We start from the raw sequence: 14,540 nt of genomic DNA, 5'->3' as shown, positions 1-14,540 counted from the left end.
CGTCAGTCCGTTCCGCTTCCGGCGATCGGCAGCTCGGGCGCCCGCCGGTCGCGGTCGGCGAGCAGCTTGCGCACCTGCCAGGCGTAGAGCAGCCCGGCCCACCAGTACAGGCCCATCCCCCAGATCGCCAGCGCCCAGCCGAAGACCTGGCCGAGCGTCTGCACGTGCTCGTTGATGTGGTGGTCGTTCGGGTCACCGATGAACAGCAGCGGGAACGCGTAGAGCAGGTTGAACGTCGCGGCCTTGCCGAGGAAGTGCACGGGCAGGGCGCTGTAACCGCGGGTGCGCAGGAACGGCACCAGGCACCAGAGGAAGGCGTCGCGCGCGGGCAGGATGATCACCACCCACCACGGGATGATGTCGCGGTACCCGAGCCCGATCACCACGGCCAGGATGTAGAGCCGGTCGGCCACGGGATCGAGGATCTCGCCGAGCTTCGAGGTCTGGTTCAACCGACGGGCTAGGTAGCCGTCGAGCCAGTCGGTGAACCCGGACAGCATCAGCACCAGCAGCGCCAGCACGTCGGCCTCGGGGCCGAGCACCAGCCACAGGAACAGCGGTACGCCGAGGAGCCGGAGCATGCTGACGGCGTTCGGCAGCGTCCATACGACCGATGCGTACGGTTCCCTGCCGGCCGTGCGGGTGCCCCTGGTGCTGCTCATGTCGGGGCCACACTATCCGTGCCCCGCCCGTTGAGACTGCGCGCACCGGGTCCGCGTCGCGCGGTAACTTTCGACGGTGAGTCCAGCCCTCGACCCCTTCGGCCTGGTGAGCGCGTCGGTGAACGCGGCCCGGGAGATCGCGGGCGCCTTCGTGGAGGGCTGGACGGGCGGCGCGGCGGCCGAACCGAAGCCGGTCGCAGCGCGTCCCGAGGCCAAGCCTGCGAAGGTCAAGCCCGCGTCAGCGCCGCCGGCCCCGGTGGCCCCGGACACCGACGCCGCGCTCGAGGCGAAGATGACCGGCCTGCTGTCCCGGGCGCTGGAGCAGAGCACCGCTGCCGGGAAGGACGAGCTCTTCCACCGGATCCTCGACCAGATCGTCCCCGACGAGGCCCGGATCATCAGCGCACTCTCGGACGGCTCGGTCTCCCCACTGGTCAGCGTGCACGCGCTGAGCCGTGCCGGCCTGCTCGGCGAGGCGCTGATCGAGAACGCCTCGCTGGTGGGTCGCACCGCCAACGTCGCACTCCCCGCCCTCACCCCGACCTACGTCGGCCACCTGCTGGCGCTGGGCCTGCTCGAGACCGGGCCCGAGGACTCCGACCTCAAGGACGAGTACCAGATCCTGAGCGCCGACACCGCGGTCCTCAAGGCCATCAAGGCCGGCTCCCGCGGGCCGTTGCCGGCCCGGGTGGAGAAGCGCACCGTCCGGCTCTCGGCCCTCGGGCAGTCGCTGTGGGCGGCCTCGATGGGCCCGGCGCAGTGAGCGCTGAGGTGACGGCGGCCGTCGTCCCGCTGCTGCAGACCTGGGGCGAGCTCAAGCACGACTTCTCGCTGAACTGGGCGATCTACCTCTCGATGCCGTTCGTCGCGGCCTTCGTCGGCTACACCACCAAGCTGCTGTTCCTGCAGATGATGTACCGGCCGCTGGAGTTCCGCGGCATCGGCTGGTTCGGCTGGCAGGGCATCGTGCCGCGGCGTGCCGGCAAGGTGGCCGCGACCACGATCGACATCCTCACCGCCAAGCTGCTGCGACCCGAGGAGCTGCTCGACAAGTTCGACGCCCAGCAGGCGCTCGAGGAGCTGCGCGGACCGCTCGAGGGCACCGTCGACGAGATCGCCCGCGAGGTGGCCGAGCAGATCCGTCCCGGGCTGTGGGACTCGCTTCCCGAGGCGGGCCGGCGCGCCCTGCTGAACCGGATCCACGGCCAGGCTCCGGTGATCGTCGACCGGTTGCTCGCCGAGATGCGCTCCGACCTGTCGCGCTACATCGACCTCCAGTTCCTCACCGTGACGACACTGGTGAAGAACAAGGAGCAGCTCAACGAGCTGATGAAGACGATCGGCGGACGGGCGATGGGCTTCGTCCGTCGCAGCGGCATCTACTTCGGCTTCGCCATCGGTCTGGTGCAGATGGCCGCCTGGGGCTTCATCCACAATCCCTGGATCATGCCGGCGTTCGGGTTCGGTGTCGGCTTCGCCTCGGACTGGCTGGCGCTGACGATGCTCTTCAGACCGCACGAGACCAAGAAGTACCTCGGCTTCATCCCGTTCAAGGGGATCCTGCACCAGCAGCGCCAGCAGATCACCGAGGACTACGCGAAGATCCTCGCCAAGGACCTGTTCGCGCCCGACGTCCTGTTCGAGGGGATCCTGAACGGGCCGACCGCTGACAAGCTGTTCGACACCCTCCAGCGCGAGGTCTCCCGCGCGATCGACGAGCAGACCGGGATCGCCCGGCCGCTGGTGGTGCTCGCGGTCGGGACCCAGCGCTACCGCGAGATGAAGCAGTCGGTCATCTCGGTGATGCTCGCCAAGCTCCCCGAGACGATGGCCGTCGCCGGCGAGTACGCGACCCGGACGCTGGACATCGAGAACACCATCATCGAGAAGATGAACGCCCTGGACACGGTTCAGTACGAGGCGATCCTGCGCCCGGTGTTCAAGGACGACGAGGTCATGATGATCGCCGTCGGTGGTCTGCTCGGCGGGCTCGTCGGCGAGCTGCAGGTGCAGGTCATCGAGCACTTCTCCCGCTGACCGGGAGTCTCGTACGGCGTCAGCAGACGCGGGCCAGCTCGCAACCGCACCGCGGGCAGAAGTCCCGGTCCGTGTCCTCGATGTCCTGCCCGCAGACACAGAGCTCGTGCCTGGTCGCTGTGCTCCCCATCTGACTCCCCTGTCGTCCCGGCCCGTCCCTGGCCCGTTCTTCTGAACGGCAGCCGTGCGCCGGATCTGAGGGGTTTACGGCTACTCGGCCGGTTCCGGTTCCGTCTCGGGCGCTTCCGTCTCGGCCGGCTCGGGGTCGGCGTCGAGGCCGGCCTCCTCGCGCGCCTCGGCCTCCGGCTTCCCGGAGATCAGCGGCAGCAGCCAGCGCGCCTCCGGGTCCGCCTCGATCAGCAGCGACTTGAGCAGCAGGCTGAGCGGGACCGCGAGCAGGGCTCCCAGCGGGCCGATCGCCCAGCTCCAGAAGACCAGGGACAGAAAGGTGAGCGTCGCCGAGAGGCCGACAGCGTCGCCGACGATCCGCGGCTGGATCACCGTCTGGATCAGGAAGTTGACCACGACGTACATGACGACGACCGCGATCATCAGACCCGGACCGCCGTCGAGGAGCGCGATCAGGGCCGGCGGGATGACGCCGATGACGAACCCGATGTTGGGGATGAAGTTCGTGACGAAGGACAGCACACCCCAGATGAAGGCCCCGGGGACGCCCATGATGACCAGGGCCGCCGAATCGATGACCGCCACGACGAAACCGAACCCGGCCGAGACGGCCATGTAGCTGCGCGTCCCCCGGGCGAAGTTCGCGAGCGCGTCGACCATGTCGGGCTTGCGGTCGCCGAGGGCACCGAGCGCGTGCATCGCCGGCGCGGAGTCGAAGGCCAGGAAGAGCAGCAGGGTGGCGATGAAGAACAGGTCCGAGAGCACCCCGAGCGCACCGGACAGGATGCTGGTGGCCACGCCGACCAGGCTGCCGACGTTGAACTGCGAGGTGATCGCGTTGACCTGCTTGTCGCCGACCCCGCGGGCCTGGAGCCAGTCGGCGACGTCGTGGATGTACCCGTTGATCTGCGGCGTGTAGTCCGGGATCAGGACCGCGAGGCGGCCGACCGAGACCACCAGCGCGAGGGTGATCAGCACCATCAGCAGGTAGACCGAGAGCAGCAGCACCGTCGAGGCGAGGATGCCGGGAACACCCCGGCGCACCAGCCACACGCGCACCGGGTAGACGGTGATGATCAGCACCAGTGCCAGGAAGGTCGGCCCGAGGATCCCGGAGATGCCCTTCACGCCGGCCATCGCGACCGTGAACGCCGCCAGTCCCAGGAGCACGCTCAACGCGCGCGGGTGCAGCCGCTCCGTCGTCATGGCCGCGAACCTACTGCATCGCCGTGACGTTCCAGCAGCACGAGCAGCTCGCTGTGCGCGGTCTGCGGGAACATGTCGAAGAGCCGGGCCCGCACCACGCGCAGGCCCGGCATCGCCTCGAGGTCCGAGGCGAGGGAGGCCGGGTTGCAGCTGGAGTACAGGACGTGCCTGATCCCGGACTCCTGGAGCCACCGCGCGAGCTCGGTGCCGATCCCCCGGCGCGGCGGGTTCACCACCACCAGGTCCGGCAGCTCCTGCGCGGAGGTGGCGAACGCGGTGGCGTCGCCGACGACGAACTCCGCCGCCGCTCCGGACCGGCGCGCCGTCTCCCGGGCACTGGCGATCGCCTCCACGCTGGTCTCGACCCCGATCGCGGTGCGGTGCGGTGCCGCGAGGTGCAGCGCGAAGCCGCCGACCCCGCAGTAGAGGTCCCACAGCGAGGCAGGTCCCAACGCGTCGACCCAGGCAGCAGCCTCGCGGTAGAGGCCGGCGGCAACGGCGGTGTTGGTCTGGAAGAAGCTCTGGGGCCGCAGCAGCAGGGTGTGGCCGTTGACCTCCAGGGCGAGTGCGGCGTGCTCGGTGAGGACGATCTCGAGCTCGCCCTCCAGGACCGCCTTGTGCTCGGGCTGCACGTTCACGGTGACCACGCGCAGACCGGGCAGCGCGTCGAGCAACCAGGGCAGGTGCTTGCGGATCCGGGTGACCGGCTCCTGGGACCTGCTGACGAACCGCACCATCAGGTCGCCGCTCGGTGCGGCGGTGACGAGCACGAACTTCAGCTCACCGCGGCGCTGCGCCACGTCGTACGGCGCCAACGCGGCGCGGGTGACGAACCCGGCCAGGACCGGCAGCGCTGCCTGGATCGCGGGCTCGTGCAGTCCGCAGTCGCGCAGGTCCACGCCGGTGGCGCCCTCGCCGAGGATGCCCAGCCGGGGTTCCTCGATCGAACCGGTGACGACCATCTTGGCCTTGTTCCGGAAGCCCTCCTCGACACTGGCGAAGGGCGCGCGCCAGTCCAGGTCCTCCCCGAGGAGCTCCCGGCAGTCCCGCTCGGCGGCGGCCAGCTGGTCGGCGTACGGGATCGGCAGCCAGGTGCACGAGCGGCACCGGCCGGCGTCGTAGTGGCGGCAGTCCATCGGGCGTCAGCCTAGGAGACGCCCGCGATCGTTCAGCGCTTGCTGGCGCGGACGAGCGCGGTCAGCAGCACCCGGGCGACCGCGGCAGCCGCACCCTTCTCGACGACCGGCACCCGGGGATCGATGGTGATCGAGTAGTCGACCCGCGTGCCGCTCCCGGCCGGGGTGAGCTTGACCAGGCCGCTGTAATTCTTGAACGGGACGCCTGCCTTCGCGCGGTAGCCCAGGGCGCTGTTCTCGTCGAAGACGACGACTTCCTCGACTATCGCCGGAGCCGGACCCGGCGCGTCGATGCGGCGTACGGCGCCAAGACCGTTGCGGTTGCCGGTGCCCTCCTCCACGAGGGTGACCTTCAGCCCGGGGCCCCAGCTCGACATGCCCTCGTGGTCGCTGAGGACCGCCCAGACGTGCTCGACGGGCTTCGGGACGGTGGCAGTGGCGGTCACGGTGGTGGACATCGGACTCCTCGTTCGGGTTCGGGTGGCTGCAACCTACTCCTCACCGGAGAGCAGCCGCGCCGCCTGTTCCGCGGTCCAGGCAGGACGTACGTCACCCGGGTCGGTGCTGGACACCCAGCCCTTCGCGGGATCCAGGCGCCGGACGACCTTGGCCGGCACGCCGACCGCCACCGAGTGGTCCGGGATATCGCCGCCGACGACCGATCCGCCGCCGATCACGACGTTGCGGCCGATCCGGGAGCCCGGCAGCACGATCACGCCGTGCCCGATCCAGGTTCCGGCGCCGATCTCGACCGGGTGCGCCCAGCCGAGCTGGAGCCCGATCGGGGTCTCCACGTCCTGGTACCCGTGGCTGGCGTCGGAGACGAAGACGTTCTGACCGAACCAGACGTCGTCGCCGATGACGATCGACTCGTGGGCGGTGAGGATCGCCCGCGCGCCGATGACGCAGCGGTCGCCGATCACCAGGCCGCGCTCGGGCGCGTGCACGTCGTCCGGCGTGTGGCCGACCGACAATGTCGAGTACGGCCCGATCAGGGTCTCGGACCCGATGTGGATGCCGCGCTCGCCGAAGAGGGTGGCGACCGGGAAGTTGAGCAGGCTGCGCGCGCCGAAGGTGCCGAAGCGGTCGGCGAGGTAGGTACCGGGAACGACCGCGCCGGTGCGACGGATCCACCGGTGGACGGCGTGGATCGCGCGGTTCGCCGGGCGACGGATCAAGGACACGCGCGGAGGCTATCGCGCCGGAACTGTGCCCCGGAACGCCATGGGCGGCTCCCGCGGACACGGGAGCCGCCTCGGGCTCATCGGGTCGATCGGGCAGACGCAACCAGTCCCGAGCCCAGCGATCCCGACCCTAGGTCGGCCCCGGACTCCCGTCAGCCGAATCCGGACAAACGGACCGTTCGGCTGATCAGCCGCGGTCGACGCGGGTCCGGACCAGGCGCCTGCTGGCGATCAGCCAGTGCCCGTCGTGCTTCTCGTAGGTCTCCTCGTAGTGCCCGAACCCGTGCAGCCAGCGCTCCTGGCCGTCCGCGGTCCACCACAGCCGGTCCTCCATCGCCCAGGTGCCCCTCGCAGTGGCGTCGGTGGTCAGCGAGATCTCGGGTGAGTGCACGTGGTGCACCGTGGTCGCCCCGGCGAGCTGCTCGCGCAGGAAGGCGACCACCGCCTCGATCCCCCGGGTCGGCTCCTCGACGCCCTGTTCGCTCCCGATCGCCCAGGAGACGACGTCGGAGGTGTGGCAGGCGGCGTACCCGTCCCAGTCCTGGGCGTCCAGGCTCCGGCACCGGCGTGCCACGAGGTTGGCGATGTCGGCGAGCGCGGTCAGCCGCGCGAGCGGATCCATGCACCCATCTTGTCGGGTGTCACCGGGAACCGGTTGCACGTCTAGTCCGGGGCGGCGCACCCCGTACGCGAGGCGCTACTTTCCCGAGATGAACCCCTCCGGACGTCGACTCTCCCTGGTGGCCGCAGGATTCCTCGCGGCCGCGACCGCCCTCATCGGCCCGGCCTCGCCCGCCGGCGCCGCGCCGAACGCCAGCGCGACCATCGGCGACGTGAGCTGCGTGGACACCGACGGCACCGTCACCGTGGACCTGCAGGCCGGCGACTCCGACGCCGCCACCTTCACCGTCCTCGTCGACGGATCGTCGTACGGCGACGACACCGAGGTGGATGCGGCCGGCACCGGGCAGGTGGTGGTCACCGGGCTCGAGGACGGCGACCACACCGTCGAGGTCCTCGCGTTCGTCGGCGACTCCGACGGCGACACCGTCGCCAGCTCCGACATCAGCGTCGCCTGCGACGTGGCCCCGGAGGGTCCGTACACGAACATCAAGGGCGACGTGTACGACGGCTGCGAGTACACCGGGGTGGTCAGCGCCTCCAACAAGGCCATCGCCGGCGACACCGACGACCTGCAGCCGGTGGAGTTCCAGGTCGTGTTCACCCCGACCGACGACCCGGTCGACGACCCCGGCGACAGCACGGACGACGGGACGGGCGACGGCACCGACCCCGCCCCGGACCCGGCGCCCCGGGTGAGCACCGTCGGGGTCGAGGAAGTCCTCGCCACCTTCACGCTGGACGCCGAGAACCAGACCTACGACAGCACCTTCGAGCTCGGCACGACCGGGGACCTGGTCCTCCGCGCCGGCGAGACGACGGTCGCCTCGACCCACATCGGTCGCTGCGAGGTCGTCGCGGTCGAGAACACCGCGGGCGGCGGGCACTCGTTGCCGGACACCGGCTTCTAGGCCGCGCCTACTGGTAGCGGAAGCCGTCGATGAAGCGGCGGAAGACGCCGCCCTTGCGCGGCAGCGGCGCCTCCGGCGGTGGGGCGGTCTTGCGCTCGGTCGCGATCGGGGTGTCGTAGTCGGCCCGCACGATCGCGTCGACGATCTGCTCCTCGGTGTAGTCCTCGGAGCCCTCGATCTCGGGGACGAACCCGACCAGGACGCCGTTGCGCATCACCTGCGCCTCGAGCGAGGCGGTGTTGTCGGAGTCCCAGGTGACCTCGCGCCCGTCGGGCAGCTTGATGGTGATCCCGAACTGGTAGACCCCGACCCGGGCGAGGTCGGCGTTCGTGCCGCGGTCGCGCAGGGCGTCGACCACGCGGCGGGCCTTGAACTCCTCCATGGCGCGAGATTACAGAAGGGCCCCCAGCGCAGCGTTTCCGCTGGCCAGAGGCCCTTCGGCTCCGGTCGGGCTGGCAGGATTTGAACCTGTGACCCCTTAACCCCCAGTCAAGTGCTCTACCAAGCTGAGCTACAGCCCGTTGTTCTCCGCGGAGCGGAAGGAACTGTACAGGGGACACGCCCTGGGTGTGACATCGGGCGGGTGTCGGTGGGTGTACATAACGTCGTTTCATGCGCAGTTACAACGACGAACAGCTCGCAGGAGCGATCCGGGATTCGCGGTCGTGGCGCGGAGTTCTCCGCGCCTTGGGCCTCAAAGGAGATTCGGCGGGGTCGATGCGCGCCGCTCGGAGAAGGGCCGATCAGCTCGCGATCTCCTACTCGCACTTCACCGGCCAGCGACGGTGGTCCGACGGCGACCTCAGCGCCGCAGTCCGTGCAGGTTCCAGCTGGTCCCAGGTGGCGCTCGCCCTGGGTCTGGCCAGCACATCGGGCGCAACGTTGGCGAACGTGCGGAGCCATGCGTTCCGACTGGGCCTCGCGACCGGGCATCTCGAACCCCGCCGGGTTCCACCGCGCGACGACGCTGATGTTGCCCCCAGTACCCGCCACCTTTCGCGTGCGGGTTCACTCCTGGCCGCGGCCTGGTTCGAGCTCTGCGGACACGCCGTCTCCTGGCCGCTCGAGCCTTGTCGGTACGACCTCATCGTGTGGCGCAACGGGCGTGCTGACCGCATTCAGGTCAAGACGACCACCCGCCGCTCAGGCGCGACCTGGACGGTCCAGCTCCGAACGAATCGGAAGGAGTCGCACGTCTACACCTCGGACGAGATCGATCAGTTCTTCATCGTGGCTGGTGACTACGCCTGCTACCTGATCCCGTTGAAGGTCGTCGCCGGCTTCGGCACCATCAACCTGTCCGCTTACGGCGACTACCAGGTGCCGGGCTTCACGGCACCAGCGAGCTCGTGTCCACCGCCACGAACGCACTTGCCGGGATCTTCTTCAGGTCGCTGATCAGCTGGTCACCCCAGCGCGCGTCCTGCTCCCCCTGGAAGTACCAGGGCGACCCGTTGTCCGCGAGCACCAGCCCGTAGCGCTTCATCGCCGCGACGACGACCCGCGCCTGCCAGCTCAGCTTCGAGGAGTCGTAGCTCGACTTCAACCGGAACCGGGTCCCCATCGGCGGGTAGACCCAGCTGCTGGTGGAGCCGGCGTCGTGACGTGCGGGCCAGTAGTGGTGGCTGCTCGTCAGGTTCGTGGTGAACCGGATCGCGTGGTCGACGTACCCGCCGGCGACCTCGTTGTAGCGCAGCAGCCCCGGCAGGATCGGCAGACCTGCTGCGTCCGCCGAGGTCCAGCCGTTCGGGCGCAGCGCGTTGCTGGTCAGCGACCAGGTGGCGCCTGAACCTGCGCGCCACGAACCGCTGACGACCCGGGTGTTCCAGGTCTCGTAGAGGCGGCAGGTGCTGGAGTCGACCACGATCGCGTGCTTGTCCCCCGACGAGTTGCGGCCGCCCTCGATCTTGGTGTCGTTCCCCAGCGGGTAGCCGACGTGGTCGCTCTCGTCGGAGTAGTCGAACGTCACGCTCGCCTTCGGGTGGGAGCCGTCGACGACGGTGATCGGGATGCCGTAGTTCGGCCCGTCCCCGTACGACGGCCCGAAGTCCGGGTGCAACCGCACGCTCGTCGACATGTGCGAGAGCCAGGTCCGGCTCGAGCGGTGCACCGGCAGCGACCGGATGTCGGCGTGCCACCAGTTGCTCGCCGGGAACGGATGACAGCTGGTCCCCGCGATCGGCTTGCCCACGGGGGTGCTCGCTCCGACGGCTCCGGTGCCCGGGATCGCGACGGCAGCGGCCAGTGCGACGACCAGGACCGAGCTCCGCGTGCGGTTCACCTGACCATGGTCACAGCAGATGCCCGGTTTGTCACGGTTCCGCTAGGTACGCTTGCGCTTCTCCCGTGGCCGGACCTGCAGCGCGATCGGCGTCCCGACGAAGCCGAACTCCTCGCGCAGACGGCGCTCGATGAACCGCTCGTAGCCGGCGTCGAGCTTGGCCGAGGTGAACAGGGCGAAGGTGGGAGGCGAGGTCTGCGCCTGGGTCCCGAACAGGATCCGCGGCTGACGGCCGCCCCGGACCGGGTGCGGGTGCTCGGCGACCAGACGTCCGAGGAACGAGTTCAGCTGGCCGGTGCTGATCCGGGTCTCCCAGCCCTCCAGTGCCTTGTCGATCGCCGGAACCAAGCGGTCGATGTGCCACCCGGTGCGCGCGGTCACGTTGATCCGCGGCGCCCACTGAACCTGCACGAGCTCGCGCTCGTACTCGCGCTCGAGGTAGTACCGGCGCTCGTCGTCGACCAGGTCCCACTTGTTGAAGCAGATGACCAGGGCACGCCCGGAGTCGCGGACCACCTGGATGATGCGCATGTCCTGCTCGGAGATCGACTGGCTGCCGTCGATCACCAGCACCGTGACCTCGGCCCGCTCGATCGCGGTCGTGGTGCGCAGCGAGGCGTAGTACTCGTGCCCCGAAGCGGTCTTGACGCGCTTGCGGATGCCCGCGGTGTCAATGAACTTCCAGGTCTTGCCGCCGAGCTCGACCAGCTCGTCGACCGGGTCGACGGTGGTTCCGGAGGCGTCGTCGACGACCACGCGCTCCTCCCCCGCCAGCTTGTTGAGCAGCGAGGACTTGCCGACGTTGGGGCGGCCGATGATCGCGATCCGGCGCGGCCCGCCGACCGGTTGGAACGACTCGGGCGGCGTGTCCGGCAGCGCGGCCAGGACGGCGTCGAGCAGGTCGCCCGAGCCGCGGCCGTGCAGGGCCGAGACCGGGAACGGCTCACCCAGCCCGAGGTTCCACAGCCCGTAGGCCTCGGCCTCGGTGCGCTGGTCGTCGACCTTGTTCGCGGCCAGGACGACCGGCCGGCCGCTCTTGCGCAGGACCTTCACGACGGCCTCGTCCGTATCGGTGATGCCGACCGTGGCGTCGACGACGAACAGGACCGCATCTGCCAGCGTGACCGCGACCTCGGCCTGGGCGGAGATCCGCTCGGCCAGACCCTCGGCCTCCGGGTCCCAGCCGCCGGTGTCGACCACGGTGAACGCGCGGCCGTTCCAGTTGGCGTCGTAGGAGACCCGGTCCCGGGTCACGCCCGGTCGGTCCTCGACGACGGCCTCACGGCGGCCGATGATGCGGTTGACGAGGGTCGACTTGCCGACGTTCGGCCGTCCCACCACCGCCAGGATCGGGGTCCGTACGTCCTGCTGCGAGTCCGCCTCGAACTCATCCTGCTCAGTCACTGCTCTTCCTTGCTGCGCTCGGACGCCGGCCCCACACCGGGGCTAGTTCCGTCCGTTTCCGGGAGGTCTCCCGGGAGTTCCACACCGCTGGCCCGCACGGCTTCTTGCACCGTCGCGATGATGGCCAGCCTGATCCGCTCGGTGAGAGCGGCTACCTCGTGCGAACGCCGCGGCCAGTCCTGCTGTTCCACGGTGAGCGGTGATCCGTGACTCACCACGATCCGCACTCCCGCAGGCGGGAACGTCGCCGCAGACCCGGGCAGTCGGGTCCCGAGGAACGCCATCGGGACCACCGGGGCGCCGGTGACCAGCGCCAGGTACGCCGCGCCGCCGGCCGCTTCGGCCAGGGTGCCGGCCCCGCGGGTGCGTTCGGGGAACACGCCGGCGACACCACCCTCGCGCAGCACCCGCAGGGCGCTCTTGATCGCCGCCGGGTCGACCTCGTCACGACTGGTCGGGATCTGACCGGAGCCGGTCAGGAACGCCCCGAGCGGACCCGAGAACAGCTCGCTCTTGGTGAGGGCGTGGACCGGACGCGGCCCGACGATGGCCATCAGCGGGCCGTCCAGGAAGCCGATGTGGTTCCCGACGGTCACGACCGGTCCACGGGCCGGCACGTTCTCGGCCCCGAGCACCTCGAGGTCCCAGCGCCGGTGCGCGACGGCGGCGAACGCCGGGCGCAGCCCGTGCAGCATCAGCCGGGCGGGGTGGCGCACGTCGAGTGTGCTCGGCAGCTGGTGGTGCACGCTCTGCTGAGCGGTGGTCATGTCGAGGCCTCGGCGGTCCCGCGCACCTGCTCCACGATCGCGACGACCCGGCTGATCACCTCGGCCAGGTCGTACGGCGTGGTGTCCAGGTGGACGGCGCCTTCGGGGACGCTCAGCGGAGCCGTCGCCCGGGAGGAGTCGATCTGGTCGCGGCGGAGCAGCTCGGCCTCGGTGGCCTCGACCGACCCGGACCCGTTCTCCGCCGTACGACGGGCGGCGCGGGCCGCCGCGTCGGCGGTGAGGTACAGCTTCACCTCGGCCTCGGGCCAGACGACCGAGCCGATGTCGCGACCCTCGACGACGATGCCGCCGTCGTCGAGCGCGTCCGAGATGATCCGGCGCTGGAGGTCCAGCAGGCGCGCGCGGACCGCCGGCACGGTGGCGACCGGGCTGACGGCGGCGGTGACGGCCTCGGACCGGATCGCCTCAGCGACGTCCTGGCCGTCCAGCGTGATCGTCGGGTCCAACGGGTCGGTCCCGGACTCGAGCACCGGGTCGCCGGCGCGTGCGGCGACGGCTGCCGGGTCGTGCACGTCGACCTCGTGGCGCAGCATCCACAGCGTCATCGCGCGGAACTGGGCGCCGGTGTCGAGGTAGCGCAGCCCGAGCCGGTCGGCGACGCCGCGCGAGGTGCTCGACTTGCCGGACCCCGAAGGTCCGTCCATCGCCACGACGACGGTGTCACCCACTGCTCTGCTCCTGCCGGACGTGCGAACCTCGAAAGGTGCAGCCTACCGGTGAGCGGTCCAGTTCCTCGCCTCGAGAGCACTGCGCAGGCGTTCGGCGGCGCTCGCCTCGACCTGGAGCTCGACCAGTCCCACCAGGCGGCCGGGGTCGTGGTCGATCCGCAGGTCCTCGACGTTGACGCCGATCTCGCCGATGTCGCCGAAGAGACGGGCGAGCTCGCCGGGGTGGTCGGGAACCAGCACGTAGACCGGACCGGTCTCGATCGGGGCGCCACCGTGCTTGCCGGGGATGATCCGGGTACCCGAGACGCCCCGGTTGAGGATCTCGACCAGGTCGTCGGACGAGCCGGCGCCGACCGCGTCGATCAGCTCGTCGAGCTGGCCCCGCAGCGAGCGGAGTAGCTCGCCGACCACGCCGGCGTTCGCCCGGATGATCTGCCCGTAGAGGTCCGGGTCACCGGCGGCCACGCGGGTCACGTCGCGCACCCCCTGACCGGAGAGCGAGAGGTGCTCGGGAACCGCGTCGGTCAGCTGTCCGGCCGCGAGCACGGCCAGCAGGTGCGGGAGGTGCGAGGTCCGCGCCACCGCGAGGTCGTGCTCGACCGGCGAGAGCCGGACCGCGCTGGCCCCGCTCAGCGCCACCAGCTCCTCCACGAGGGTCACGGCGTCCGGATCGGCGTGCACGTGCGGAGTGACGGCCCACGGCCGTCCGTCGAAGAGCGAGGCGCTCGCCGCGAGCGGACCGGACCTCTCGCTGCCGGCCATCGGGTGGCTGCCGACGTAGCGGGCCAGGTCGGCCTCGTCCACGTGGTCGGAGATCTGCTCCAGCGGCTGCGCCTTGACGCTGCCGATGTCGGTCACCACCGCCCCGGTGGCCAGCGCGGCCACCGCGACCTCCGCGATGTGCACCGGCGGAACGGCGACGACGACGAGCTGGGCGACGCCGTCCGTGGGAGCGGGCTCCCCGGCACCCAGGCTGACCGCCGTCCGTACGTGCTCCGGGTTGACGTCGCTGAGCCAGACCTCGAGGCCCTGCCGGCGAGCGGCGAGCCCGAGGGACGTACCGAGAAGGCCGGCGCCGATGACGTGCAACGGTCCGGTCAGCCGCCCGGTCGGTGAGCCGTCAGCCATCGGACTCGTCCGGCAGCGAGCGCACCCGGGTGAGGTCGGAGCGCAGCGCGGCGGCGCCGTGCAGGTAGACGTGGGTGATCTCGCTGCGGGCGCGTCGCGTCTCCACGTGCGCCATCATCCGCACGACCCGCGGCATCGAGCCGTCGATCTCGAGCTCGCGGGCGCACAGCAGCGGGATCTCGCCGAACCCCAGCCTGCGGGCGGCGTACGCCGGGAACTCGGCGACCAGGTCGGAGGTGGCGGTGAAGATGACCGAGATGAAGTCGTCGACGTCCAGGCCGTTGGCGGACATGACCTCGGTGACCATCTCGGTCACCCGTTCGAGCATCTGCTCCCGGGTGTCCTCGACCAGCTGGGTCGCTCCACGAATCGCGCGTACGGACAC

17 protein-coding genes and 1 tRNA gene are annotated in these 14,540 nt (G+C 70.4%); 4 read left to right on the top strand and 14 right to left on the bottom strand.

Translation table 11 applies throughout. The features are described 5' to 3' along the window. Positions 1-2: 2 nt before the first annotated feature. Positions 3-662 carry a cardiolipin synthase ClsA gene (gene clsA / locus EFL95_RS09870; RefSeq protein ID WP_123233799.1) on the bottom strand — a complete coding sequence of 220 codons (660 nt, stop codon included), beginning with the start codon at positions 660-662 and terminating at the stop codon, positions 3-5. Positions 663-738: 76 nt separating this feature from the next. On the opposite strand from clsA, the gene EFL95_RS09865 reads away from it, so the two are divergent. Continuing rightward, positions 739-1,425 (top strand): Abi-alpha family protein, encoded by a 687-nt coding sequence (locus tag EFL95_RS09865; protein ID WP_221176360.1) that lies wholly within the window; start codon positions 739-741, stop codon positions 1,423-1,425. Continuing rightward, positions 1,422-2,699: a DUF445 family protein gene (locus tag EFL95_RS09860; protein ID WP_221176359.1), complete on the top strand. Its 1,278-nt coding sequence runs from the start codon at positions 1,422-1,424 to the stop codon at positions 2,697-2,699. Before EFL95_RS09865 ends, EFL95_RS09860 begins: the two co-directional genes overlap by 4 nt. 210 nt (positions 2,700-2,909) lie before the next feature. Here the strand turns inward: EFL95_RS09860 and EFL95_RS09855 are convergent, their stop codons facing one another. From EFL95_RS09855 to EFL95_RS09835, 5 genes are all read right to left on the bottom strand, one after another. After that, positions 2,910-4,034, bottom strand: coding sequence for an AI-2E family transporter (locus EFL95_RS09855; protein WP_123233798.1), 1,125 nt, complete (start codon positions 4,032-4,034; stop codon positions 2,910-2,912). Further along, positions 4,031-5,170 (bottom strand): 23S rRNA (uracil(747)-C(5))-methyltransferase RlmC, encoded by a 1,140-nt coding sequence (rlmC, locus tag EFL95_RS09850; protein WP_123233797.1) that lies wholly within the window; start codon positions 5,168-5,170, stop codon positions 4,031-4,033. The genes EFL95_RS09855 and rlmC overlap by 4 nt, the downstream gene beginning before the upstream one ends. A 32-nt stretch (positions 5,171-5,202) precedes the next feature. Further along, positions 5,203-5,628 (bottom strand): SRPBCC family protein, encoded by a 426-nt coding sequence (locus tag EFL95_RS09845; protein WP_123233796.1) that lies wholly within the window; start codon positions 5,626-5,628, stop codon positions 5,203-5,205. 33 nt (positions 5,629-5,661) lie between these two features. Next, positions 5,662-6,354, bottom strand: coding sequence for an acyltransferase (locus EFL95_RS20040; protein WP_281272202.1), 693 nt, complete (start codon positions 6,352-6,354; stop codon positions 5,662-5,664). Between the two features lie 187 nt (positions 6,355-6,541). Further along, positions 6,542-6,976 carry a nuclear transport factor 2 family protein gene (locus EFL95_RS09835; protein WP_123233795.1) on the bottom strand — a complete coding sequence of 145 codons (435 nt, stop codon included), beginning with the start codon at positions 6,974-6,976 and terminating at the stop codon, positions 6,542-6,544. A gap of 88 nt (positions 6,977-7,064) precedes the next feature. Between EFL95_RS09835 and EFL95_RS09830 the strand changes: the two genes are divergently transcribed. Beyond that, positions 7,065-7,886: a hypothetical protein gene (locus EFL95_RS09830; protein ID WP_148045026.1), complete on the top strand. Its 822-nt coding sequence runs from the start codon at positions 7,065-7,067 to the stop codon at positions 7,884-7,886. 7 nt (positions 7,887-7,893) lie between these two features. Here the strand turns inward: EFL95_RS09830 and EFL95_RS09825 are convergent, their stop codons facing one another. Next, positions 7,894-8,268, bottom strand: coding sequence for a hypothetical protein (locus EFL95_RS09825; RefSeq protein WP_123233793.1), 375 nt, complete (start codon positions 8,266-8,268; stop codon positions 7,894-7,896). A 65-nt stretch (positions 8,269-8,333) separates the two neighbouring features. Further along, a tRNA-Pro gene (locus EFL95_RS09820) sits at positions 8,334-8,407 on the bottom strand. A gap of 91 nt (positions 8,408-8,498) precedes the next feature. Between EFL95_RS09820 and EFL95_RS19225 the strand changes: the two genes are divergently transcribed. Then, a complete protein-coding gene (locus tag EFL95_RS19225; RefSeq protein ID WP_148045025.1) occupies positions 8,499-9,284 on the top strand; it encodes a group I intron-associated PD-(D/E)XK endonuclease in 786 nt (261 codons plus the stop codon). Here the strand turns inward: EFL95_RS19225 and EFL95_RS09815 are convergent. Genes EFL95_RS09815 through aroH form a run of 6 tightly spaced genes read right to left on the bottom strand, consistent with a single transcriptional unit; the run spans position 9,217 to position 14,540 of the window. After that, entirely contained in the window at positions 9,217-10,167 is a 951-nt protein-coding gene (locus tag EFL95_RS09815; protein ID WP_123233792.1) for a hypothetical protein, read from the bottom strand. The two genes, EFL95_RS19225 and EFL95_RS09815, sit on opposite strands and share 68 nt — an antisense overlap. A 42-nt stretch (positions 10,168-10,209) precedes the next feature. Next, entirely contained in the window at positions 10,210-11,571 is a 1,362-nt protein-coding gene (der, locus tag EFL95_RS09810) for a ribosome biogenesis GTPase Der (protein ID WP_123233791.1), read from the bottom strand. Beyond that, positions 11,568-12,338, bottom strand: a complete 771-nt coding sequence (locus EFL95_RS09805; protein WP_123233790.1) for a lysophospholipid acyltransferase family protein — start codon at positions 12,336-12,338, stop codon at positions 11,568-11,570. Before EFL95_RS09805 ends, der begins: the two co-directional genes overlap by 4 nt. Further along, complete coding sequence (gene cmk / locus EFL95_RS09800; RefSeq protein WP_246004886.1) at positions 12,335-13,027, bottom strand: (d)CMP kinase; 693 nt, start codon at positions 13,025-13,027, stop codon at positions 12,335-12,337. The genes EFL95_RS09805 and cmk overlap by 4 nt, the downstream gene beginning before the upstream one ends. A 42-nt stretch (positions 13,028-13,069) precedes the next feature. Next, on the bottom strand, positions 13,070-14,155 hold the full coding sequence (locus EFL95_RS09795) for a prephenate dehydrogenase (RefSeq protein WP_123233789.1): 1,086 nt from the start codon (positions 14,153-14,155) through the stop codon (positions 13,070-13,072). Then, positions 14,148-14,540, bottom strand: a complete 393-nt coding sequence (gene aroH / locus EFL95_RS09790) for a chorismate mutase (RefSeq protein ID WP_123234904.1) — start codon at positions 14,538-14,540, stop codon at positions 14,148-14,150. The genes EFL95_RS09795 and aroH overlap by 8 nt, the downstream gene beginning before the upstream one ends.

It is taken from the genome of Nocardioides marmorisolisilvae (genome assembly GCF_003725775.1).
In the GTDB taxonomy this organism is placed as follows: domain Bacteria; phylum Actinomycetota; class Actinomycetes; order Propionibacteriales; family Nocardioidaceae; genus Marmoricola; species Marmoricola marmorisolisilvae.
This window is presented reverse-complemented; position numbering and strand designations above follow the sequence as displayed.

What these genes read in the sequence shown, in the direction of transcription:
- EFL95_RS09795 (WP_123233789.1), bottom strand. Translation starts at nt 14,155, where the DNA reads ATGGCTGACGGCTCACCGACCGGGCGGCTGACCGGACCGTTGCACGTC.
- EFL95_RS09805 (WP_123233790.1), bottom strand. Translation starts at nt 12,338, where the DNA reads ATGACCACCGCTCAGCAGAGCGTGCACCACCAGCTGCCGAGCACACTC.
- EFL95_RS09825 (WP_123233793.1), bottom strand. Translation starts at nt 8,268, where the DNA reads ATGGAGGAGTTCAAGGCCCGCCGCGTGGTCGACGCCCTGCGCGACCGC.
- EFL95_RS09835 (WP_123233795.1), bottom strand. Translation starts at nt 6,976, where the DNA reads ATGGATCCGCTCGCGCGGCTGACCGCGCTCGCCGACATCGCCAACCTC.
- EFL95_RS19225 (WP_148045025.1), top strand. Translation starts at nt 8,499, where the DNA reads ATGCGCAGTTACAACGACGAACAGCTCGCAGGAGCGATCCGGGATTCG.
- rlmC (WP_123233797.1), bottom strand. Translation starts at nt 5,170, where the DNA reads ATGGACTGCCGCCACTACGACGCCGGCCGGTGCCGCTCGTGCACCTGG.
- EFL95_RS09830 (WP_148045026.1), top strand. Translation starts at nt 7,065, where the DNA reads ATGAACCCCTCCGGACGTCGACTCTCCCTGGTGGCCGCAGGATTCCTC.
- EFL95_RS09855 (WP_123233798.1), bottom strand. Translation starts at nt 4,034, where the DNA reads ATGACGACGGAGCGGCTGCACCCGCGCGCGTTGAGCGTGCTCCTGGGA.
- EFL95_RS09845 (WP_123233796.1), bottom strand. Translation starts at nt 5,628, where the DNA reads ATGTCCACCACCGTGACCGCCACTGCCACCGTCCCGAAGCCCGTCGAG.
- clsA (WP_123233799.1), bottom strand. Translation starts at nt 662, where the DNA reads ATGAGCAGCACCAGGGGCACCCGCACGGCCGGCAGGGAACCGTACGCA.